20 protein-coding genes and 2 pseudogenes are annotated in these 21,919 nt (G+C 66.0%); 15 read left to right on the forward strand and 7 right to left on the reverse strand.

What is annotated here, in order from left to right:
- Window positions 1-145 precede the first annotated feature (145 nt).
- The 9 genes from DM373_RS12370 (at window position 146) to DM373_RS12410 (ending at window position 8,053) form a co-directional block, all read left to right on the forward strand.
- The gene (locus tag DM373_RS12370) at window positions 146-820 is read left to right on the forward strand and encodes a fumarylacetoacetate hydrolase family protein (protein WP_110993857.1); all 675 of its coding nucleotides are present in this window, start codon (window positions 146-148) and stop codon (window positions 818-820) included.
- A complete protein-coding gene (locus tag DM373_RS12375; RefSeq protein ID WP_110993858.1) occupies window positions 817-1,587 on the forward strand; it encodes a fumarylacetoacetate hydrolase family protein in 771 nt (256 codons plus the stop codon). Before DM373_RS12370 ends, DM373_RS12375 begins: the two co-directional genes overlap by 4 nt.
- 2 nt (window positions 1,588-1,589) lie before the next feature.
- Entirely contained in the window at window positions 1,590-3,050 is a 1,461-nt protein-coding gene (gene hpaE, locus DM373_RS12380; protein ID WP_110993859.1) for a 5-carboxymethyl-2-hydroxymuconate semialdehyde dehydrogenase, read from the forward strand.
- Between the two features lie 100 nt (window positions 3,051-3,150).
- Window positions 3,151-4,074, forward strand: a complete 924-nt coding sequence (gene hpaD, locus DM373_RS12385; protein WP_110993860.1) for a 3,4-dihydroxyphenylacetate 2,3-dioxygenase — start codon at window positions 3,151-3,153, stop codon at window positions 4,072-4,074.
- A 10-nt stretch (window positions 4,075-4,084) separates the two neighbouring features.
- The gene (locus DM373_RS12390; RefSeq protein WP_110993861.1) at window positions 4,085-4,495 is read left to right on the forward strand and encodes a 5-carboxymethyl-2-hydroxymuconate Delta-isomerase; all 411 of its coding nucleotides are present in this window, start codon (window positions 4,085-4,087) and stop codon (window positions 4,493-4,495) included.
- Window positions 4,496-4,503: 8 nt separating this feature from the next.
- Entirely contained in the window at window positions 4,504-5,307 is an 804-nt protein-coding gene (gene hpaH, locus DM373_RS12395) for a 2-oxo-hept-4-ene-1,7-dioate hydratase (protein WP_110993862.1), read from the forward strand.
- 9 nt (window positions 5,308-5,316) lie between these two features.
- A complete protein-coding gene (gene hpaI, locus DM373_RS12400) occupies window positions 5,317-6,120 on the forward strand; it encodes a 4-hydroxy-2-oxoheptanedioate aldolase (RefSeq protein WP_110993863.1) in 804 nt (267 codons plus the stop codon).
- A gap of 240 nt (window positions 6,121-6,360) precedes the next feature.
- Entirely contained in the window at window positions 6,361-7,659 is a 1,299-nt protein-coding gene (locus DM373_RS12405; RefSeq protein WP_110993864.1) for an NAD(P)/FAD-dependent oxidoreductase, read from the forward strand.
- Window positions 7,660-7,687: 28 nt separating this feature from the next.
- Window positions 7,688-8,053 carry a cupin domain-containing protein gene (locus DM373_RS12410; protein ID WP_110993865.1) on the forward strand — a complete coding sequence of 122 codons (366 nt, stop codon included), beginning with the start codon at window positions 7,688-7,690 and terminating at the stop codon, window positions 8,051-8,053.
- Window positions 8,054-8,137: 84 nt separating this feature from the next.
- Here DM373_RS12410 and feaR read toward each other — a convergent pair whose 3' ends face one another.
- From feaR to DM373_RS12440, 7 genes and pseudogenes are all read right to left on the reverse strand, one after another.
- Window positions 8,138-9,103, reverse strand: a complete 966-nt coding sequence (gene feaR, locus DM373_RS12415) for a transcriptional regulator FeaR (protein WP_110993866.1) — start codon at window positions 9,101-9,103, stop codon at window positions 8,138-8,140.
- Between the two features lie 265 nt (window positions 9,104-9,368).
- Window positions 9,369-9,950: a DUF3156 family protein gene (locus DM373_RS12420; protein WP_110993867.1), complete on the reverse strand. Its 582-nt coding sequence runs from the start codon at window positions 9,948-9,950 to the stop codon at window positions 9,369-9,371.
- Complete coding sequence (locus tag DM373_RS12425; RefSeq protein WP_110993868.1) at window positions 9,931-11,430, reverse strand: APC family permease; 1,500 nt, start codon at window positions 11,428-11,430, stop codon at window positions 9,931-9,933. Before DM373_RS12425 ends, DM373_RS12420 begins: the two co-directional genes overlap by 20 nt.
- A gap of 256 nt (window positions 11,431-11,686) precedes the next feature.
- Window positions 11,687-11,875 (reverse strand): annotated as a pseudogene (locus tag DM373_RS29640) (methyl-accepting chemotaxis protein); the annotation flags it as partial.
- Between the two features lie 99 nt (window positions 11,876-11,974).
- Window positions 11,975-12,643, reverse strand: a pseudogene (locus DM373_RS29495) (PAS domain-containing protein); the annotation flags it as partial.
- Window positions 12,644-12,745: 102 nt separating this feature from the next.
- Window positions 12,746-13,672 (reverse strand): p-hydroxyphenylacetate 3-hydroxylase reductase component, encoded by a 927-nt coding sequence (locus tag DM373_RS12435; RefSeq protein ID WP_110993870.1) that lies wholly within the window; start codon window positions 13,670-13,672, stop codon window positions 12,746-12,748.
- 116 nt (window positions 13,673-13,788) lie between these two features.
- Window positions 13,789-14,958: a p-hydroxyphenylacetate 3-hydroxylase oxygenase component gene (locus tag DM373_RS12440; RefSeq protein ID WP_110993871.1), complete on the reverse strand. Its 1,170-nt coding sequence runs from the start codon at window positions 14,956-14,958 to the stop codon at window positions 13,789-13,791.
- A gap of 368 nt (window positions 14,959-15,326) precedes the next feature.
- On the opposite strand from DM373_RS12440, the gene DM373_RS12445 reads away from it, so the two are divergent.
- The 6 genes from DM373_RS12445 (at window position 15,327) to DM373_RS12470 (ending at window position 21,378) form a co-directional block, all read left to right on the forward strand.
- Entirely contained in the window at window positions 15,327-16,814 is a 1,488-nt protein-coding gene (locus tag DM373_RS12445) for an aldehyde dehydrogenase family protein (protein WP_110993872.1), read from the forward strand.
- Window positions 16,811-17,467, forward strand: coding sequence for a helix-turn-helix transcriptional regulator (locus DM373_RS12450; protein WP_110993873.1), 657 nt, complete (start codon window positions 16,811-16,813; stop codon window positions 17,465-17,467). Before DM373_RS12445 ends, DM373_RS12450 begins: the two co-directional genes overlap by 4 nt.
- A 76-nt stretch (window positions 17,468-17,543) precedes the next feature.
- Entirely contained in the window at window positions 17,544-18,362 is an 819-nt protein-coding gene (locus tag DM373_RS12455) for a molybdenum cofactor biosynthesis F family protein (RefSeq protein ID WP_110993874.1), read from the forward strand.
- Window positions 18,359-19,150, forward strand: a complete 792-nt coding sequence (locus DM373_RS12460) for an SDR family NAD(P)-dependent oxidoreductase (RefSeq protein WP_244215067.1) — start codon at window positions 18,359-18,361, stop codon at window positions 19,148-19,150. Before DM373_RS12455 ends, DM373_RS12460 begins: the two co-directional genes overlap by 4 nt.
- Complete coding sequence (locus DM373_RS12465) at window positions 19,147-19,914, forward strand: SDR family oxidoreductase (protein ID WP_110993875.1); 768 nt, start codon at window positions 19,147-19,149, stop codon at window positions 19,912-19,914. The genes DM373_RS12460 and DM373_RS12465 overlap by 4 nt, the downstream gene beginning before the upstream one ends.
- A 150-nt stretch (window positions 19,915-20,064) precedes the next feature.
- The gene (locus DM373_RS12470) at window positions 20,065-21,378 is read left to right on the forward strand and encodes an alginate export family protein (RefSeq protein WP_110993876.1); all 1,314 of its coding nucleotides are present in this window, start codon (window positions 20,065-20,067) and stop codon (window positions 21,376-21,378) included.
- The last annotated feature ends 541 nt before the right edge of the window (window positions 21,379-21,919 follow it).

Consider the following 21,919-nt stretch of genomic DNA (forward strand, 5'->3'; position numbering starts at 1 on the left):
GGAACAGGCCGGGCGATGCATCGTAGCACTGCCCGGCGAGCGGGGAATGCCTTGACGATCGTTAACATCTTAATTATAACGTTAACACATTAACAAAAACGCAATGAAGCGTCCCCGGGCGCTTCGCCTTCCGCAGGAGAAAAGCATGAGCCGTGCCTTGCACGAGGTCGCCACCGGCAGCCTGTTCGGCGTTGCCCTGAACTACCAGGGCTTGCTGCAGCAGCACCTGGCGTCCTTCCATGAAGCCCCGTACCAGCAGCCGCCGGTCAAGCCGGTGCTGTTCATCAAGACCCCAAACACCCGCAATGGCCATGCCCAGGCAGTTACCTACCCTGCGGGAGTCGAGCGCCTGCAACCTGGCCCGGCGCTAGGCGTGGTAATCGGCAAGGACGCCAGTCGGGTAACCGTCGAAAACGCCCTCGAGCACGTGGCCGGCTACACCATCGTCAACGAGTTCAGCCTGCCCGAAGACAGCTATTACCGCCCGGCCGTCAAGGCCAAGTGCCGCGACGGCTTCTGCCCGCTTGGGCCGCAGCTGGTACCGGCGGCGCAGGTGGGCAACCCCGACGCGCTGGGCATCCGCCTGTGGGTCAACGGCGAACTGCGTCAGCACAACAACACCGCCAACTGCGTGCGCAGCGTGGCCCGGCTGATCGCCGAAATCAGCGAGTTCATGACCCTGCATGCCGGCGACGTACTGATTACCGGCACCCCGGAAGGCCGCGTCGATGTGCTGCCCGGTGACCGCGTGACCGTCGAGATCGACGGCCTCGGCCAACTGACCAACCCCATCGTCGCCGAACAAGGACTCGCCCCATGAAGCATGCCCGTATCCAGTTCGACGGCCAGGTCCACGCCGTCACGGTCGAAGACGACCACCTGCGCCTGGCCGATGGCCGTCTGGTGCATCAAGACCAGGTGACCTGGCTGCCACCGGCCACCGGCAGCATGTTCGCCCTGGGCCTGAACTACGCCGACCACGCCGCCGAGCTGGCCTTCACCCCGCCCACCGAGCCGCTGGCCTTCATCAAGTCGCCCGGCACCTACACCGGCCACGACCAGGTCACCTGGCGCCCGGACAACGTCAAGTACATGCACTACGAGTGCGAGCTGGTGGCGGTGATCGGCAAGCCGGCGCGCAACGTCAAGCGCGAGGACGCCCTCGCCTACCTGGCCGGCTACACGGTGTGCAACGACTACGCCATCCGCGACTACCTGGAGAACTACTACCGGCCCAACCTGCGGGTGAAGAACCGCGACGCCACCACCCCGGTCGGCCCGTGGATCGTCGATGCCAGCGATGTGCCAGACCCGTCGAACCTGAAGCTGCGCACCTGGATCAACGGCGAGCTGAAGCAGGAGGGCACCACCGCCGACATGATCTTCGACATCCCCTACCTGATCGAATATTTCTCCAGCTTCATGACCCTGCAGCCCGGCGACATGATCGCCACCGGCACGCCGGAAGGCCTGGCCGACGTGGTGCCGGGCGATGAGGTGGTGGTGGAAGTGGAAGGCGTCGGCCGCCTGGTCAACCGTATCGTCAGCGAAGCCGAGTTCTTCGCCCGTAAAACCCAAGAGGCATGAACATGATCAAGCACTGGATCAACGGCCGCGAAGTCGAGAGCCGTGACACCTTCATCAACTACAACCCGGCCACCGGTGAAGCCATCGGCGAAGTTGCCAGCGGCGGCGCCGAGGAAGTCGCCCAGGCCGTGGCCGCGGCGAAAGAGGCCTTCCCGAAATGGGCCAACACCCCGGCCAAGGAACGCGCCCGGCTGATGCGCCGCCTCGGCGAGCTGATCGACCAGAACGTGCCGCAACTGGCCGAGCTGGAAACCCTCGATACCGGCCTGCCGATCCACCAGACCCGCAACGTGCTGATCCCCCGCGCCTCGCACAACTTCGACTTCTTCGCCGAAGTGTGCACGCGCATGGACGGCCACAGCTACCCGGTCGACGACCAGATGCTCAACTACACCCTGTACCAGCCGGTGGGCGTGTGCGGGCTGGTGTCGCCGTGGAATGTGCCGTTCATGACCGCCACCTGGAAGACCGCGCCGTGCCTGGCGCTGGGCAACACGGCGGTGTTGAAGATGAGCGAGCTGTCGCCGCTGACCGCCAACGAGCTGGGCCGCCTGGCCGTCGAGGCCGGCATCCCCAATGGTGTGCTCAACGTGATCCAGGGCTACGGCGCTACCGCCGGCGATGCCCTGGTGCGCCACCCGGACGTGCGCGCCATCTCCTTCACCGGCGGCACCGCCACCGGCAAGAAGATCATGCAGACCGCGGGGCTTAAAAAGTACTCGATGGAACTGGGCGGCAAGTCGCCGGTGCTGATCTTCGAAGACGCCGACCTGGACCGTGCCCTGGACGCCGCGCTGTTCACCATCTTTTCGCTCAACGGCGAGCGCTGCACCGCCGGTAGCCGCATCTTCATCCAGGAAAGCGTGTACCCGCGCTTCGTCAGCGAGTTCGCCGCCCGTGCCCGGCGCCTGATCGTCGGCGACCCGACCGACCCGAAAACCCAGGTCGGCTCGATGATCACCCAGCAGCACTACGACAAGGTCAGCGGCTACATTCGCATCGGCATCGAGGAAGGTGCGCGCCTGGTGGCCGGTGGCCTGGAGCGCCCGGCGGGCCTGCCGACGCACCTGGCCAAGGGGCAGTTCATCCAGCCCACGGTGTTCGCCGATGTGAACAACCGCATGCGCATCGCCCAGGAAGAGATCTTCGGCCCGGTGGCGTGCCTGATCCCGTTCAAGGACGAGGCCGAGGCGCTGCAATTGGCCAACGACACCGAATACGGCCTGGCCTCGTACATCTGGACCCAGGACATCGGCAAGGCACATCGTCTGGCCCGGGGCATCGAGGCCGGGATGGTGTTCATCAACAGCCAGAACGTGCGCGACCTGCGTCAGCCGTTTGGTGGGGTGAAGGGTTCCGGCACTGGCCGCGAAGGGGGACAGTACAGCTTCGAGGTGTTTGCCGAGATCAAGAACGTGTGTATTTCCATGGGCAGCCACCACATTCCGCGCTGGGGCATCTGACGCCATCGCGGGGCAAGCCCGCTCCCACGCTACACATGTTCCAGCGTGGGAGCGGGCTTGCCCCGCGATGCGGCCACAACAACAATCACAGGAGATACCCATGGGCAAACTCGCTCTCGCCGCCAAGATCACCCACGTACCCTCGATGTACCTGTCGGAACTGCCCGGCCCGCGCCAGGGCTTTCGCCAGGCGGCCATCGACGGCCATCTGGAAATCGGCCGGCGCTGCCGCGCACTGGGCGTCGACACCCTGGTGGTGTTCGACACCCACTGGCTGGTCAACGCCAACTACCACATCAACTGCGCCGCGCATTTCGAAGGCCTGTACACCAGCAACGAACTGCCGCACTTCATCGCCAACATGAACTACGGCTTCCCCGGCAACCCGGAACTCGGGCGCATCCTGGCCGATGAATGCAACCGCCTGGGCGTGGAAACCATGGCCCACGACGCCACCACGCTCGCCCCTGAGTACGGCACCCTGGTGCCGATGCGCTACATGAACACCGACCAGCACTTCAAGGTGGTCTCGGTCTCGGCGCTGTGCACTTCGCATTACCTCAACGACAGCGCCCGCCTGGGCTGGGCCATGCGCAAGGCGGTCGAGGACCACTACGACGGCACCGTGGCCTTCCTCGCCAGCGGCTCGCTGTCCCACCGTTTCGCCCAGAACGGCCAGGCCCCGGACTTTGCCACCAAGGTGTGGAGCCCGTTCCTGGAAACCCTCGACCATCGCGTGGTGCAGATGTGGCAGGACGGCGACTGGGCCGACTTCTGCGCGATGCTGCCGGAGTACGCGGTCAAGGGCCACGGCGAAGGCTTCATGCACGACACCGCCATGCTGCTCGGCGCCCTGGGCTGGTCGAAGTACGACGGTAAAGCCGAGGTGGTCACGCCCTACTTCGGCTCGTCCGGCACCGGCCAAATCAACGCGATCTTCCCGGTCACCCCGCAGGATGGCAGCACCATCCCCGCCGCCCAGGCCTCCAACCCGGCCGGCGTCACCTCGACCAGCCGTCTGTAAGGAGCGCGCCATGCCACATCTGGTCCTGCTCTACAGCCCGGATATCGAAGCCGACGCCGACATGCCTGGGCTGTGCCGCGCCCTGGCCGACTGCATGCTCGAACAACGCGATGAAAACGCCCGCCAAGTGTTCCCCACCGGCGGCACCCGGGTGCTGGCCTACCCCGCAGCCCACGCGGCGATCGCCGATGGCCAGGGCGACTACGGCTTCGTCTACGCCAACCTGCGCATGGGCAGCGGGCGCAGCGCCACGGTGCACCAGCAGGTCGGCGACAACCTGCTGGCCGTGCTGCGCCGCCACCTCGACCCACTGCTGGGGCAACGCCCGGTCGGCGTGACCCTGCAGATCGACGAAAGCCAAGCCCAGGTGTACGACGCCAAGCACAGCAGCCTGCACCCTCTGTTCAACCGGAATTCCTGAGGTCTTCAATGCTCGACGCCCACATCATCCAGCAAGCCGCCGGCCGCCTCGACCAGGCTGAGCGCAGCCGCGAACAGGTCGGTCAGTTCTCCCTGGAGCACCCCTCGATCAGCATCGAGGACGCCTATGCCATCCAGCGCGCCTGGGTCGCGCAAAAGATCGCCAACGGTCGCAAACTGGTCGGCCACAAGATCGGCCTGACTTCTCGGGCCATGCAGGTCTCCTCGAACATCACCGAACCGGATTTCGGCGCGCTGCTCGACGACATGCTGTTCGACGAAGGCAGCGACATCCCCTTCGAACGCTTCATTGTGCCGCGGGTCGAGGTAGAGCTGGCATTCATCCTCGGCAAGCCGCTCAAGGGCCCCAACGTCAGCCTGTTCGATGTGCTCGATGCCACCGAGTGGGTGATCCCGGCACTGGAAATCATCGACGCCCGCATCCAGCAGGTCGACCCGCACAGCGGCGCCACCCGCAAGGTGTTCGACACCATCTCCGACAACGCCGCCAATGCCGGCGTAGTCATGGGCGGGCGCGCCGTGCGGCCCGGCGACATCGACCTGCGAAAGGTGCCGGCGGTGCTCTATCGCAACGGTGTGATCGAGGAATCCGGGGTGTCCGCCGCGGTGCTCAACCACCCGGCCAAGGGCGTTGCCTGGCTGGCCAACAAACTGGCCGCCTATGACGTGGGGCTTGAGGCTGGGCAGATCATCCTCGGCGGCTCCTTCACCCGCCCGGTGGCTGCCCGCCCCGGCGACACCTTCCATGTCGACTACGACCAGCTCGGCTCGATTGCCTGCCGTTTCGTCTGAGGACTGCCCATGGACATGCCCATCAACACCTTCAAGCAACGCCTGCGCAGCGGCCAGGCGCAGATCGGCCTGTGGCTAGGCCTGGCCGACCCGTATTGCGCGGAACTGGCGGCCAACTCCGGTTTCGACTGGCTGCTGCTCGATGGCGAGCACGCGCCCAACGACCTGCGCAGCCTGCTCGGCCAGTTGCAGGCCGTGGCGCCTTACCCCGGCCAGCCGGTGGTGCGGCCGGTGGTCGGCGATACCGCGCTGATCAAGCAGTTGCTCGATATCGGTGCCCAGACCTTGCTGGTACCCATGGTCGAAAGCGCCGAGCAGGCTCGCCAGCTGGTGCGTGCGGTGCGCTACCCGCCGTACGGTGTGCGGGGTGTGGGGAGTGCGCTGGCCCGGGCTTCGCGCTGGAACAGCATCCCCGGTTACCTGGACCTGGCCGACGAGCAGGTGTGCCTGCTGGTGCAGGTCGAGAACCGCGAGGGGTTGGCAAACCTGGACGAAATCTGCGCCGTTGACGGTGTGGATGGGGTGTTCATCGGGCCGGCGGACCTGAGCGCGGCCATGGGGCACCGGGGCAATCCGGGGCATCCCGAAGTGCAGGCGGCCATCGAAGACGCCATCGTGCGGATTGCCCGGGCCGGCAAGGCGGCGGGGATTCTCAGTGCCGACGAGACACTGGCGCGGCGCTATGTCGAGCTGGGGGCCGCGTTTGTCGCTGTAGGGGTGGACACCACCGTGTTGATGCGCGGGTTGCAGCGGTTGGCGGGGGCATTCAAGGAAGGTGTGGTGAATACGACTGCCCAGGGCGGGGTTTACTGACGCTCACAATCGCGGGGCAAGCCCGCTCCCACGCGACCCCGTGGGAGCGGGCTTGCCCCGCGACAGGGCCCAACCAGCAGATCGAGCGCTGCCCCTTTCGCCATACCCCCCGTCACACAGAATCAAATCCCTGGCACACTCAGGCAAGACACCTACCGCACGTTAGGTGCCCAATAGCTGCCACAGCCAGCGCTTGTGCAAGCCCTGCTTCCTAACAATTCCAACTGTCCAGGCTGCGCCATGATCAACATCGAAACGCCCACCTATTACACCGCGACCAAAAAATACAACCTCAGCTTCCCCACCCTCGAAGCCGACATCGAAGCCGATGTGGTAGTGATCGGCGGCGGTTTCTCGGGCATCAACACGGCCCTGGAACTGGCCGAAAAAGGCATCACCAATGTCGTCGTGCTCGAAGCCCGTTACCTGGGCTTCGGCGGCACCGGGCGCAACGGCGGGCAGATCATGGCCGGCATCGGCCACGACCTGGAAAAGATCAAGAGCAGCGTCGGCGAACAGGGCCTGCGCGAGATCTTCGAGATCAGCGAACTGGGCGCCGGCATCATCAAGGACCGCATCGCCCGCTACGCCATCGACGCCGACTTCTGCCACGGCTACGGCTACATGGGCTTCAACGCCCGCCAGGAGAAGACCCTGCGCGCCTGGGAGAAAGACTTCAAGGCGATCAACGGCAAGGACGAAATCCGTTTCCTGGGCGGCTCCGAGGTCAAGCAGATCATCGGCTCCGACGCCTACAGCAGCGCCCTGCTGCACATGGGCGGCGGCCACGTGCACTCGCTCAACCTGCTGCTCGGCGAAGCCCAGGCCCTGGTGGGCCATGGCGCACGGATCTTCGAGCACAGCCCGGCGCTGGAGGTGCACTACGGTGAGCGCATCACCGTGCGCACCGGCCGTGGCTCGGTCAAGGCCAGCAAACTGCTGTGGGCCTGCGACAGCTTCCTCAACAAGCTCGAACCCGAGCTGCACGCCCGCACCGTCAACACCTATGCCTTCCAGTTGATGACCGAGCCGCTGTCGGATGAACTGATCCAGCGCATCAGCCCGATCCGCGGCGCCTACAGCGATATCCGCCCGGTGATCGACTACTACCGCGTCACCCGCGAGAACCGCCTGCTGTTCGGCGCCGCCACGCCTTTCGTGGAGCACATCCCGAAAGACCTCAAGGCGTGGAACCGCAACCTGATGCTGAAGATCTTCCCGTACCTCAAGGACGTGCGCATCGACCTCGCCTGGGGCGGCCCGATGGCCACCAGCGCCAACCTGTTCCCGCAGCTCGGCACCCTGAGCAACCGCCCCAACGCCTTCTACGTGCAGGGCTATTCGGGCTTTGGCGTCACCCCCAGCCACATCATTTGCAAGATCCTCGCCGAAGGCATGAGCGAAGGCTCCAGCCGCTACGACCTGATCAGCTCGGTCAAGCACGCGCGCATCCTCGGCAAGGACCACATTCGCCCACTGCTGCTGACCGCCGGCAAGACCGTGCATCAGCTGTCGGGCTTCTTCAACGGCCGCCGTTGATCCTTTTGAACTGACCAGGAGAACCACCATGACCCTTACCGCCGTCCGCCAGGGTGTGCAACTGTCCGAACTCGATGCCTGGGGCACCGTTGCCGACCTGGGTTCGACCATCCTCGAAGGCGAGGTCAAGTGCTACGGCAAGATGACCCACGGCGCGCCGACCGACCCGGTCAGCAGCGCTTACTTCGGTACCACCCAGGGCAAGTTCCGCATGGTCTACCCGTTCAGTGAACAGGCCATGATTGTGACTGGAGAGATTCAGCTGACTGATGAGTCCACCGGGCAGGTGACCCGTTACAAGGCAGGTGATGCCTGGTTCGTGACCAAGGGCACGCCGGTGTTGTGGGAAGTGTTGAGCGAGACCTTCGTCAAGCATTACCTTGCGGTAGCCTGATCGACACCATCGCGGGGCAAGCCCGCTCCCACGCCGAACGTTGCTTTTGGCGTGGGAGCGGGCTTGCCCCGCGATCTTTTTACCCTAACGCCCCGCCATCAGGGCCATCGCCCGGAAGTCCTTCGGCGACTGCTCGAACTGCTTCTTGAACGCCCGGCTGAAATGCGCCGAATCGGTGAACCCCCACTTGAACGCGATCGAGGTGATCGACTCGCGCTTGAGGAACGGGTTGGACAGATCATCGGCACTACGCTTGAGCCGTGAACGCTGGATGTAGCGGCAGACGCTGTCGCCCTCCTCCTCGAACACCCGGTACAGATGCCGCACCGAAATGCTCAGGCGCTCGGCCAGGTTGGCCGGAGTCAGGCCGGGCTGGCCCAGCGATTCGTCGATGACCTTCTGCACATAACCGCGCAGGTTGCTGCCACTCACACCGCCCAGCGCGGCGGCATTGTGCTCGCCACGCTCGAAACCGGGCTCCAGCAAGGAAATGAACGCCGACTGCAGGGCATCGCCTTGCGCACCGCCTGCGTCTTCCTCTTCGCGGCACAACTGGTCCATCAGCACATGCAGCATGCGCCCACAGGCGTTGGTCGAGGAAATCTTGCCGAAGGCGGCGCCTTGCCCGGTCACGTGCTTGCGCACCTGCTCGCGGGACAGCGACAGCGAGACGTGCTCGATCAGCCCGAACGGCGTGATCTCGCACGGGCCGACAGAGTCCATCAACAGCAGATCACCGGGCGACAATTGCAGGCTCACTCCGCCCTGGGTGATCCGCGAATAGCCCATGCGCTGGCTGACCAGGAAACAGTGCTGGTCGTCGTCGCGGTCGGGGTTGTCGCCAAAGCGGCGAATGTTGCCGGCATTGGTGCGCAGGTTGGCCAGGGCCAGGCCTGCGCGATTGAAGGTGGCGATTTCGCCGATGAACAGCGCTCGGTTGAACGCCAGCTCGGTCTGGAAACGGCCACACACCTGTTGCATGGCGGCGGTCCAACGGTCCAGGCCGTCGATTTCGGGCTGGGTGCTGCAGTGGGAAACGGGCTGGGGCATGGCAACCTCCACACGCGGGCATTGTTGTTATGAGTCAATTGTTAACATGTTATCCATTGGCGCACAACTGTCATCTGTTGGCCGGTGTACAGAGCAGGTTCCATGCCAGGGGGTCTGGGTTTGCGCAGGGGTTGAGAATGCTGGGGCTGCTTTGCAGCCCTTTCCGGCCGGTCCGGCGCCCCGGCAAGGCCGCTCCTACAGGGGAACGCGATCGCCTGTAGGAGCGGCCTTGTGCCGCGATAGGGCCGCAAAGCGGCCCCCGATTTCAGAGCTCGCGCAAGATTCGCTGCAGCGCCTCGAAGGTCTGCCAGAGATGCCCGCGCTGATCAGCGCTGAGCGGGATATAGCGGCGGAACGCGGGCACCCGGTTGACCACTTCACTGGCCCCCATATGCTCCAGGGTGACCTGCCACTGGCCACCTTCGCAGCCAATGCTCAGGCGCTTGAAGTCCAGCGGCATCAGAGCAGCCTGCAAGGCGCTGTCGCCGCCGATACGCGCCTGCAGCAGGTCGAACAGCGCCTTGTCACCACCGCGCTGGCGACAGCCCAGGCCGGTACGGCGCAATGCCCCGCGGTGATGCACGTCCAACTGCACCGTGCCCTGCGCCGAGGCAGGCATCCGCAGGCTGAACTCGCACATCACCAGGTGCATCAGCAGGTGGCTTACGGTGCGTTCGCGCACCTCGATGTGCGGCCCATCCTTGCGGTAGGTAAAACGGACTACGGATGCTGCGGATTGCAAATCCGTCAAACCGAGGTTGCGCTGCAGCCGCGCCAGGGTCGCCCCGGGCCGGTAGCCGGTCGGGGCGCGGGGGCCGGTCAGGCGCTCAAGCCAGCTTGCCGACATGCTGCACCTGCTCGCTGTGGAAGTGGCCGGGTTCGGCGCCGAACTCTTTCTCCAGCACATCCTCGACCCGCGCCGGCTGGAACGGGTTGACCTTCTGCACGCAAAGCGTCCAGAACAGCGCGTAAGCCGCCGTAGCGCCCAGCATCACCGCAAACGGCACATACACATCGGCGGGGTTCATGCCCGGCGGGGTGATGAACCACATGCCCAGCAGGATGCCGATGCTGGAGACGATCTGCGGCAGCGGGAACAGCGGCGAGCGATAGGCACGCGGCAGGTCCGGCCGGCGAATGCGCAGGATCACCACCGACAGCGTCACCAGCAGGTAGGCCGTGCTCCAGGCGCACACCGCCGCCAGCACCAGGTGCAGGATGTTGTCGGTGTTGCCGCCCAGGTACCAGGCGTGCAGGCACGGGATCAGCGCCACCACCAGAATGCACAGCAACGGCGTCTTGAAGCGCGGGTGCAGGTAGGTGAACACCTTGGGCAGCGCCCCATCCACGGCCATGCCGTAGAGGATCCGCGGCACCCCGGCCATCAGCGTGTTGATGGTGGCCGCACCGGCGAACAGGAAGCCGATGCCCAGCCACACCGGGCCGATATCGCCCATCACCTGCTCGGCGAAGCGCGGGATGGCCATGGGGGTGTCCAGCAAGTGCACGCCGCTGGCGGCGTCGAGCAGCACGTTCTCCACCTGGCGCTTCATCGCCGCGCCGTAGATGAACATGCAACTGGCCACGCCGAACAGGCCCAGGGCCATGGCCTTGGGCATCACCCAGGCCGAGCGGCGCAGCTCCGGGGCCAGCGGGGTGACGAACTCGCAGCCGACGAACATGAACATGGCCATGCCCACCAGCGAGAGAATGGTCATCAGGTCGGTGCCGACCATCGATACCCCGAACGGCCCTTCCAGCTGCACCGCCGGCGCCGCCAGCAGGCCGAGCACACCGAACACCATCAGCGTGGTCCACATGCCGAAGGTCAGCACCACCTCGGCACGGCCGAAGGCACTCACGCCAAAGGCGTTGAGCACGCCGAACGCCAGGACGAAGCCCACCCCCAGCAGCCAGGAGCCACCGGCGGATTCGGCAAGGGTGTTGAGGTGCTCGAAGTTCACCAGCGCCATCACCCCCGAAAGGATGGTCTCGGCGGTGCCGGCGAACACATGCACGATCAGGTAGGCCGACAAGGTGCCGGTGATGGCGAAAAAGCGGCCCAGGCCGCAGTTGATGTAGTCGTACACCGAGCCGGTGGTCGGCAGGATCGCCGCCGCTTCGGCGAAGGTGGTCGACTGCGCGAGCATCATCACTGCCGCGATTACCATGGCCACGGCGAAGGCGCTGCCGCCGATGCCGAAGCCCATGGTGGCGGTGAGGATCACGGGGCTGGCCATGATCAGGCCGACGGTGCTGGCCAGCGCGGTGGGAAAGCCGACGCTGCCGCGGTTGAGGTGCTCGGTGAGCTTATTGTTGATTGTCATGGGGTGGGCCCTGGCTGGACGAGGGAAAGATGACGGCTTGCCGGGCGCGCCGCAAGTGCTGGCGATCGCCGCGAGTTCGGTAAGGATGTTTGGCATCCATCGCGGGGCAAGCCCGCTCCCACGCTTTGACCTCGTGGGAGCGGGCTTGCCCCGCGCTGGGCTCGACACCACTACCCGATCACTTTGACTTTCCCCGCCACAGCGGTCTTGCCACTGCCTGCCGCCTTGCTTGTTGCTGGCTGCCAGTTCAGCCCTGCAACATCGCCTGGATCTGCTGGGTGGCCTGGCGGGTGCTTTCGGCGAGCTTCTTCACTTCGTCGGCCACCACCGAGAAGCCACGGCCCACCTCCCCGGCCCTGGCGGCCTCGATGGCAGCGTTCAGGGCCAGCAGGTTGGTCTGCTCGGCAATACTGCGGATCACCCCCACGGCGGTGGCGATCCGGGCATAGGTGGCCTCGTTGTGCGCCTGCAATTGCTGGTGGCTGGCCTGGGCATTGCGCTCGTCGCTGATGTCGCGCACAGCACCCAACACGCGTACCAGCACGCCCTGCGGGTCCCGCACCGCGCGGCCGCGCTCGCGGCACCAGATGTAGCCGCGCTGCTTGTGGCGCATGCGGTACTCGAACACGTATTCCCCGCTGGCATGCACGCCCAGGATCTCGCGCTCGAAAATGGCCATGATCTGCGCCAGGTCGTCAGGGTGGGTAATGCCGACCTGGGCATCCCAGCCATCGGCCAGCTCCTTCGGGCCATAGCCCATCACCGCGCGGAAGGCATCGGACAGGCGCATGCGACTGTGCGGGTGGTGCACATCGCCCTGGGCGACCTCGATGTCCCAGGTACCTTCGGTCAGGGTGGTTTGCAGCAGGCTCCAGAAATGCGCCTGGCGCTGGTGCCCTTCGCTGGCCCGCAGCTGTTGATCCAGTTGTTCACGCAGCAGCGCGCATTCGCCCTGCAACTGCTGATGCACCGCTTGCTGCTGCGCGTGCATCCGTTGCTGGCTGGCCAGCGTTTCGCCCAGCAAGCGCAACTCTTGTGCTTGCGCTTGCAGCTCCCGCGCCTGGCCCTGGCGCTGCTGCTCCACTGTTTGCAGGGCCTGCAACAAGGGCGGGTGGCGGCGCACCTCCACCAGGCTTTCGGCAATCTCGCCCCGGCCAAAGCGGGTCAGCGCCTCGGCCAGCGTGGCCACCCAACGTTCATTGCGAAACAGCATTCACGCCCCCTTGAACCATCGAACAAAAGCGCGAGTTCAACCCAAGTCGGCGGCCGCCGTCTTGCGCCGGCCTGCCGTTGGCTTGACCTTGGCTGCCAGGGTTCAGCGGCTGATGATCGCCTTGAGCACGGTCTTGAAGGTCTGAAGCTGTTCTTCGCTGAACTGGCCGAACACCTCATCCTGCTGGGCCTTGGCAATGCTCCACAGCCCTTCGGTCTCGATGCGCCCGACCTCGGTCAGGCACACCCGGCCGTTGTCGTCGGTGACCAGCCCCTTGCGGGTCAGGTTGGCGATGGCCTCGCTCACCTCGCGCTCGGGCATCGCCACTTCGCCCAGCAGTTCGGCCTGGGCCAGCCCGGCGTCGTGTTCCAGCACCATCAGCATGCGTGCCTCGCTGGTGCGCAGGCCGGTGGCCAGCTGGCGCGGCTGGTAGCTGGCCTGGTAGGCGCGCAGGGCCTGGGTCATCAGGTAGTACAGGTTGTGCTGCAAACGGCCCTGGAAGTGGCTGCTGGCCGGCGCGCCTTCGGCGCGGCGGGTCATCCGCGTGTGCGGCAGGACCATGGAATAGGCGCCCTGGTGGTACAGCAGCGGCGAGCGACCGAGGTCGTCGAAGGCCAGGACCTTGCCGACCAGGATCCAGTGGTCGCCGCCGTCCAGCTGCTGGAACTTCTGGCAGCGAAAACGCGCCGCGCAGTCGGCCAGCAAGGGGGCGCCGCCCTCGCCTGCCTCGTAATCGATACCGGCAAAACGGTCGTCACTGGGGCGGGCGAAGGTATTGGACAGGTCGATCTGGTCGGCGGCCAGCACGTTGACGGCGAAGTGCTCGGCGGCGTCGAACACGGCGTGGCTGCTGGAGCGTTTGTCGATGCTCCAGAGGATCAGCGGCGGGTCGAGGGACACCGAGTTGAAGCTGTTGGCAGTCACGCCGACCTTGTTGCCGGTGGCGTCGGCGGCGGTGATCACGGTGACGCCGGTGGCGAAGTTGCCCAGGGCGCGGCGAAAGGCACGGGTATCGAAAGGGGTGGACATGCAAGGCTCCAGGATTGTTCTTGTGTAGGGCAGTTGCGACCTCATCGCGGGTCAAGCCCGCTCCCACGCGACCTGGGTAACAGGCGTGGGAGCGGGCTTGACCCGCGATGATTGGCTCAGGTCATCGCCGGATCCGGCTCCAGCCCCATCAGCTCGCGGCCGAGGATCTGCACGCAGACGTCGTAGTCGGTGTAGGCATGGGCACCGGTCATGTGCGCATCGCGGAACAGCCGCTGCATCTCGCTGCTGTCGAACCAGGCGCCGCCACCGGCGGCTTCCATCAGCCGGTCCACGGCCTGGATGCACAGCTTGACCGCATAACCCTGGTTGGTGCGCCAGTAGGCCAGCTCGGTACGGGTCGGGTATTGGTGGCGTGCGCTGAAGTCGGCGATCTGCTCCCAGCTTTTCTCCAGCAGCGCGCGGGCCGCGGCGACCTGGTGGGTGGACTCGGCCAGGCGCATCAGCGCCGGGGTCGCCGCGCCGACCGCGGCGCCGGTGTAGGCCCGCACGCGGTTGCGGGTCTTGTCCTTGAACGCTTCGAGCATGCGCTCGGCGATGCCCAGGCTGACGGTGGAGAAGCCACTGGCGAAGTACGGGCGGTACGGGTTGAAGTAGATCGCGCTGTCCGGGTACAGGCCGAAGCCCGCCGAGGTGCCCTCCATCATGTCCTTGGCCCTCTGGATGCGGTGCTCGGGCACGAAGGCGCGGTCGACCACCAGCGTGCGGCTGCCGCTGGCACGCATGCCGGCGGCGAACCAGTCGTCGCGGATCTGGTAGTCGCTGCGCGGCAGCACGGCGAAGCAGTAATCCTGGCCGCCCTGCGGGTTGGCGCGACGAAAGCCCATGATCGCCCACTCGGCATGATCGCAGCCGCTGCTCCAGCCCATCTCGCCGCTGAACAGCACGCCGCCCTCGACCTCTTCGGTGCGGCCGAACGGGGCGATGCTGCTGCTGGCGGTGGCGTGCGGGTTGTCACCCCAGACTTCGTCCTGCAGTTGCTTGGGGAACATCGCCAGTTGGTGGCTGTGGGTGCACAGCAGGCTCATGGCCCAGGCGGTGCTGGCGCAGGCGCCGGCCAGGGCGGCGATGCATTCGGCGAACTGCGGCAGGCTGATTTCCAGGCCGCCAAAAGGCTTGGGCAGGAAGGCCTGGTGCAGGCCGATGCCTTTGAGCAGGGCAATGTTTTCGGCGGGCACGGTACGCTCGCGCTCGGCCTGGTCGGCGCGCGCGGCGATGGCCGGCAGCAGGGGCTTGAGGTCTTCGAGCAGGGAGTTTGGCTTTTTCATGGTCTGGCTCATTGTTATTGGACCCTGGCGAGCGCTGCCTGGTAATGGCGGCTCGCTGATGAATGCCGGGTCAGTATGGGAGCCTGGGGCGCACTGGAAAATGCAACTTCCGCACCTCGGATTGTATTTTTCATGGGGTGATTTTGTGGCTGGCAGGCAGGGTCATGAGGGTGGCAGGGGCAGGCAAGAACGCCGGGAACGCAGGCGTTAGGCTCGGGATATGAATACGTCCCCATCGCGGGGCAAGTCGCAGCGGCGAACCGCCGCTCCCACACCAGACGCCCAGGTCGCAAATCGGGGGCGTGGGAGCGGCGGTTCGCCGCTGCGACTTGCCCCGCGATTGAACACTGACTTGCGGAGCCCAAAGCATGAGCGACATCCCTCTCCTCCCCAGCGTTACCGCGTTCCTCGCCCGCCACCACGGCCTGTACATCCACGGCCAGACCATCGCCAGCCAGTCGAGCGCCAGGATCAAGGTGGTCAACCCGGCCAATGGCGAGGCCATCGCCGAAGTGGCCGACGCCTGCCAGGCCGATGTCGAGCAGGCCGTCGACTCCGCCCGCCAAGGCTTCAATACCTGGTCGCGCACCAGCCCCGCCGCCCGCGCCGCGGTGCTGTTCAAGCTGGCCGACCTGCTCGAAGCCAACCGCGAAGAGCTGGCCCAGCTGGAAACCCTGCAATCGGGCAAGCTGATCAACATCGCCCGTGCCTTCGAGGTGGAACAGGCCGCGCACTTCTTGCGCTACTACGCCGGCTGGGCGACCAAGATCACCGGCCAGACCATCACCCCGTCGCTGCCTTCGTTCGCCGGCGAGCGCTACAGCGCCTTCACCCTGCGCGAGCCGATCGGCGTTGTAGTGGGGATCGTGCCGTGGAACTTTGCCACCATGATCGCCATCTGGAAGCTCGCCTCGGCCCTGACCACCGGCTGCAGCATCGTGCTCAAGCCCAGCGAGTTCACCCCGCTGACCTTGCTGCGTATCGCTGAACTGGCCACCGATGCCGGCCTGCCAGCGGGCGCGCTCAACGTGCTGACTGGCGCCGGCCTGGTGGGCAAGGCGCTGGTCGAGCACCCGGGCACCGACAAGGTGTCGTTCACCGGCTCCGTGCCTACCGGCATCGCCGTCGGCCAGGCGGCCATGGGCGCCAAGCTGACCCGCGCAACCCTGGAGCTGGGCGGCAAGAACTCGGTGGCGTTCCTGCCCGATGTCGGTATCGACAAGGCGGTGGATGGCATCATCGAGGCGGGCTTCCTGCATTCCGGGCAGATCTGCGCGGCGGGCGAGCGCTTCTTTGTCCATCGCTCGCGGATCGAGCCGCTGCTCGAAGCGCTGTCGCACCGCTTGGGGCAGCTGAAAACCGGCTCGCCACTGGATGAGAGGACCCAGTTCGGCCCAGTCGCCAACAAACCACACCAGTTGAAGCTGGCCGAGCTGTTCGCCACCGCCCGCGCCGAAGGCAGCCGGATCATCCACGGCGGGCGTATCGGCGACGGCCCGGGCTGCTTTGTCGAGCCTACGGTGATCCTCGCCAACAGTGCCGCCGACACCCTGCTCAACCAGGAAACCTTCGGCCCGGTGGCGACCTTCCTGCCGTATGACGACGAAGAGCAGCTGCTGCACCTGATGAACGCCACGCCCTACGGCCTTTCCGCCAGCCTGTGGAGCAACGACCTGGGCAAGGCCATGCGCCTGATCCCGGAGATCCAGGCCGGCACGCTGTGGGTGAACATGCACACCCTGCTCGACCCGGCGGTGCCCTTCGGCGGCATCAAGGCCTCCGGCATCGGCCGTGAGTTCGGCTCGGCGTTCATCGACGACTTCACCGAGCTCAAGTCCGTGATGATCCGCTATTGAACCTGCACGACAACCTGGGCCGGTACTGCCTGCAGGCGTTCAGCCAGCAGGTGCCGGCGTCGCTGGCGGCGTTCTACCGCATCGATGCCGGGCAGCAGGCCTGCGATTTCCTGTTGCAGGACCTGCAGGCGCCCATGCATGCACGCTACTTGCAGCACTACCGCGCCTATGACCCGCTGCAACCAGCGCGCTGCCTGGCCATCGGCACGCCGGTGGTATCGCTGCGCCAGGGCCTGGCCCACCTGCCCGAAGCCCAGGGCAACACCTACCGGGGCTTCCTGGCCCGGCACCAGGTGGTGGATGTGGTGGAAATCATCGCCCAGGTCGGCGGCCGGCCGCTGGCCGGGGTGTCGCTGTTGCGCTGTGCAAGCCTGGGCGAGTTTCGCCCTGACGAGCTGCAGCGCCTGCTGCCCTTGCACGGGCTGATGCAACTGGCGGTGGCCAGCCAGCCCTTGGCGCCAAGGCCGGCAGCGCTCGAACTCACCCCCCGCGAACGGCAGATCGCCGAACTGCTGCGCCAAGGCCACAGCAACAAGCTGATCGCCAGGGCGCTGGAGGTCGGCCTGCCCACCGTCAAGACCCACCTGATCAACCTGTTCCGCAAGCTCGGGGTGAGCAACCGCACCGAGCTGGTGGCGTTGCTGTTCCTGTGACTCAACCTTCCGGTTGATACCGGGCCGCAGCGCCGCGTTGCACCCTGTGGGCACCTTAACCCCAGGAGTCACGCACATGTCCAAACCCGCCGACTGGATCACCGTAGGCGCCCTTGCCGAGGGCTTCGCCCCGCAAGCCTTCATCCTGCCGCAACGCGCCGACCTGAGCGGGCGCAGCCTCACCCTGCACTTCGCCAATGGCTGGCTGATCGAGCACCGTTTCGACACCGATCAACTGCACTGGCACGCCGCCGACGGCCACAGCCAGGGCACGGCCAGCTACCGCGCCACCTCGGTGCGCGACGGCATCTACCTGGTGGATTTCATCAAGCACGAAGGCGACCAGGCCTGGTCGGTGTCGCTGGTGCTCGACACCCTCAGCCAATCCTTCACGGCCGTGCTTGGCCGCTTGCCGGGCCAGGCCCACACCCAGCGTGGCCTGTACGACCTGGCCCTGGCCGGTGAGGCACTGACCGGCGTCGAGGCCAGGTTCCTGCACGGCACCCTCGACCGCCCCTGGCAGGACGGTGCCTGCCCACACGCGCCGACCCGCGAGCTGGTAGGCCTGCGCAATCACTACCGCTATAGCCCGACCGAGGAGTACGAGCACATCTACCTCAACCCCGACTACTACAGCTGGCAGTGCCTGAAAGGCGTCGAGCAGGGGCTGTGCGACACCGACCGTGCCCATTACTACAAGATCGCCGAGCAGCTGTACCTGTTCGTCTGGTGCGAAAAGATCGTGCCGACCCTGGGCCTGGTGATGATCGACCTGCAGCAGCACCGCAGCGACGGCAAGATCTTCGGCTACGAGGGCGGCAGCTTCGATGCCTTGGCCAACTTCCCGGTGTCGTCGTATTGCCGGGTGGTCAACCGCACGGAGTACCCGCAGTGAGCCGCAGCGTGCTGATCACCGGGGCCGGCAGCGGCATCGGTGAAGCCAGCGCCCTGCGCCTGGCAGCCCAGGGCTGGCAGGTGGCGCTGGTGGGCCGTCGCCGCGAAGCGCTGGAGCGTGTCGCCAAGGCCACTGGCGGCCTGGTGCTGGCGGGAGATGCGGCCGACGGCGCCACCTGGCGCGGCTTCATCGAACAGGTGGATGCGCGTTTCGGCGGGCTGGACGCCGTGATCGCCTGCGCCGGCGGCCATGGCCTGGGCCGGGCCACCGAGACCAGTGACGAAGCCTGGCAGGCGGCACTGCGCAGCAACCTCGACAGCGCCTTCCACACCGCCCGCGCCTGCCTGCCGCTGCTGCTGCGCCGGCGCGGCAGCCTGGTGCTGCTGGGCTCCATCGCGTCGTTGGCAGCCGGGCCCGAAGTGTGCGGCTACACCACGGCCAAGCACGCGCTGGTCGGCCTGAGCCGTTCACTGGCCCGCGACTACGGCCCGGCCGGCGTACGGGTGAACTGCGTATGCCCAGGCTGGGTGCGCACGCCCATGGCCGATGAGGAAATGCAGGTGCTGATGGCCCATCACCAGGAAGACCTCGACGCGGCCTATCGCAGGGTCACGGCCGACGTGCCGCTGCGTCGCCCGGCCAGCAGCGACGAGATCGCCGCCGTGTGCGAGTTCCTGGTCAGCCCGGCGGCAAGCATCGTCACCGGCGCGGTACTCACCGCCGACGGCGGCGCGACCGTGGTCGATGTGCCCACCCTGCCCTACACCCGCCTGGCGCCACAGCCATGAGCGCCCGTTACGATTTTCAAGGGCGCACGGTGCTGGTTACCGGTGCTGCGGGTGGGATCGGCCAGGCCATCGTCGAGGGCTTTGCCCGTGCTGGAGCGCGGGTGATTGCGGTGGACCTCGACCCGGCGGCACTGCGCCAGGTGGTCAAGGTGCAGCTCGCCCTGGGCCATGAGGTGGAGGGGCTGGCCGTGGACCTCGCTGACGAACAGGCAATCGCAACCCTGCTGGCCGGGCTGGAGCGCCTGGATGTGCTGGTACACAACGCGGCGTATTTTCCGCTCACCCCCTTCACCGACATCACCCCGGCACTGCTGCAACGCACGCTGGCGGTCAACCTGGGCGCGCTGTTCTGGCTGACCCAGGCGGCGCTGCCGTTGTTCCGTCGCCAGGGCGGCGGCTGCGTGCTGGCTACCTCATCGGTGACCGGCCCGCGGGTGGCCTACCCAGGCCTGAGCCATTACGCCGCGTCCAAGGCCGGGGTCAATGGCTTCATCCGCAATGCCGCGCTGGAGCTGGCCCCCCTGAACGTGCGGGTCAACGGCGTCGAGCCGGGCATGGTGCGCACCCCGGCCATGGGCAACCTCGGCGACCCGGCCCTCAATGCGCGGATCGCGGCCGGGGTGCCGCTCGGGCGCCTGGGCGAACCCAGCGATATCGCGGCGGCGATGCTGTTCCTCGCCTCGGACGCGGCGGCCTACATCACCGGCCAAACCCTGATCGTCGATGGCGGCGCCACCCTGCCCGAAACCCTGGCCAGCCCCTGAACCGCCCTGGCGGCGGCGTGCAAGTGGGCTGGCAGCCACGGGCAAGACCCGCCCCGGCGATCCACGCGCTAATGGCCCGTCGCTTCAGACACCTCTGCCTCCACAACAACGCGGCACTCAAGACCGCACACAACAAACGAGGAACGATCCATGCGTCTCACTCCACGTCGCACCGCGCTGGCCACCGCCCTGGCGCTGCTGGTCAACGGCCAGGCCACCTCGGCCTACGAGCTGTATGCCGACGACGACACCCACCTGAACGCCGATATGCTGGCGGTGTGGGGCATGTTCAACAGCCGCCACAACTACGACGGCACCCCCGGCGGCTCGACCTGGCGCGAAGGCTTCATCAAGTACGGCCTTAGCGGCGACCAGGGCCTGGCCGGCAATGGCAGCCTGTATGGCGCGTTGAACTGGGTCAGTTCCGGCGCCTGGGGCGATGGCGATGCCGGCGGCAACCAGGATGGCAGCGAACGCACCACCAAGATCGAGGATGCGTACCTGGGCTGGCGCTCGGGCGACCTGTTCCCGCTGCTGGGCAAGGATGGCGTGGACGTTTCCGGTGGCCGCCAGGTGATCAGGCTAGGCAACGGGTTCCTGATCAACGATGACGGCCCCAACCTCGGCAAGGGCCCGGCCGATGGCCAGCTCAACCGCGGTGGTGGCTTCTACCTGGGGGCCCGTCACGCGTTCGATCGCACGGCCATGTTGCGCCTGGGAGGTAACGAGGGCTTGCACGGCAGTGTGCTGTGGTTGAAATCCGATAACCGAGCGCAGGCCGAGACCGAGCTGGCTGCCGGGACCCTGGACTACACCCATGAGCTAGGCACCCTGGGTTTGACCTACATCCACGGCATCGACGTTGCCGATCAGTGGGCCAGCGAGTTCCAGAAGGCCCGCGAAGGCATGGACGTTTACAGCTTGCGTGGCGAAGGCAGTGCCGGGCTTGAGAACACCCGCCTTGCCTTTGAATACGCCTGGCAGGACAAGCGCGGCGGCCATGAAACGGCCTGGTACGCCGAGGCGGGCTATACCTTCGCCGAGGCGCCCTGGGCGCCGCAACTGACCTATCGCTACACGCGTTATTCGGCGGGCTGGGACTTGCTGTTTACCGGGCTTTCCAGTGGTTATGGCACCTGGATACAGGGTGAAGTGGCGGGCAACTATGCCGGGCCGTTCAATACCAATAGCGGGATTCACCATATCGGGCTCAAGGCCACGCCGCGGGACAACGTCACGGTCGGGGCGCTGTTCTTTGACTTCAATACGGTGCGTACGCGGGACACGCTCGATCTCGATGCCCAGGAGCTGGATGTGTATGTGGAGTGGGCGGTGAATGAGCACCTGATCGTTACGCCGCTGGTGGGGTTGTTCAAGCCGCGCAAGGATGAGAGCAATGGGGGGAATCAGGTGGGGAGTGGGACCAATGTGTATAGCCAGTTGACGGTGGCTGTGCCGTTTTGAGGGTGTAGGTGGGTGCTTCGGCTTCGGCTTCGGCTTCGGCTTCGGCTTCGGCTTCGGCTTCGGCTTTCAGAGTGTTTGTTTTGATAGATGTATGCGCATTCAGCGGCGATGGCGACTTTTAGTCACCTTTCCGCCCTTACGGCGGCCTACTTTGGTCTTGGCCAAAGTAGGCAAAGCCGCCTGCTCCCATCATACGGCCCCTACGCTTCGCTTCGGGGTCCCCTCGCTCCGGTGCCTTCCGGGCCCGCGCGGCCTACGACTTGCTGCGCAAGTCTACATCTCGCGCCTTCGGCTTACGCCGAAGGGTGCTGCGCACCAGGGCCCTCCAGTCACCTCCGCTCGGCCTCCTGAAGTCGCAATTTGTGTTGCCTGGACTATTGCGCGCTTAGAAGCAAGATCAAGATCAAAAACAGAACAAGAGCAAGAGCAAGAGCAAGAGCAGTAATACGGCTATACATATTTGGCTGTTGTTTATGTTTCGTGGCACAAGGCCGCTCCTACAGGTACAGCGTATTGCAATCCTGAGTTCCCAACCCATCCA

This window comes from Pseudomonas sichuanensis, assembly GCF_003231305.1.
Classification (GTDB): Bacteria; Pseudomonadota; Gammaproteobacteria; order Pseudomonadales; family Pseudomonadaceae; genus Aquipseudomonas; species Aquipseudomonas sichuanensis.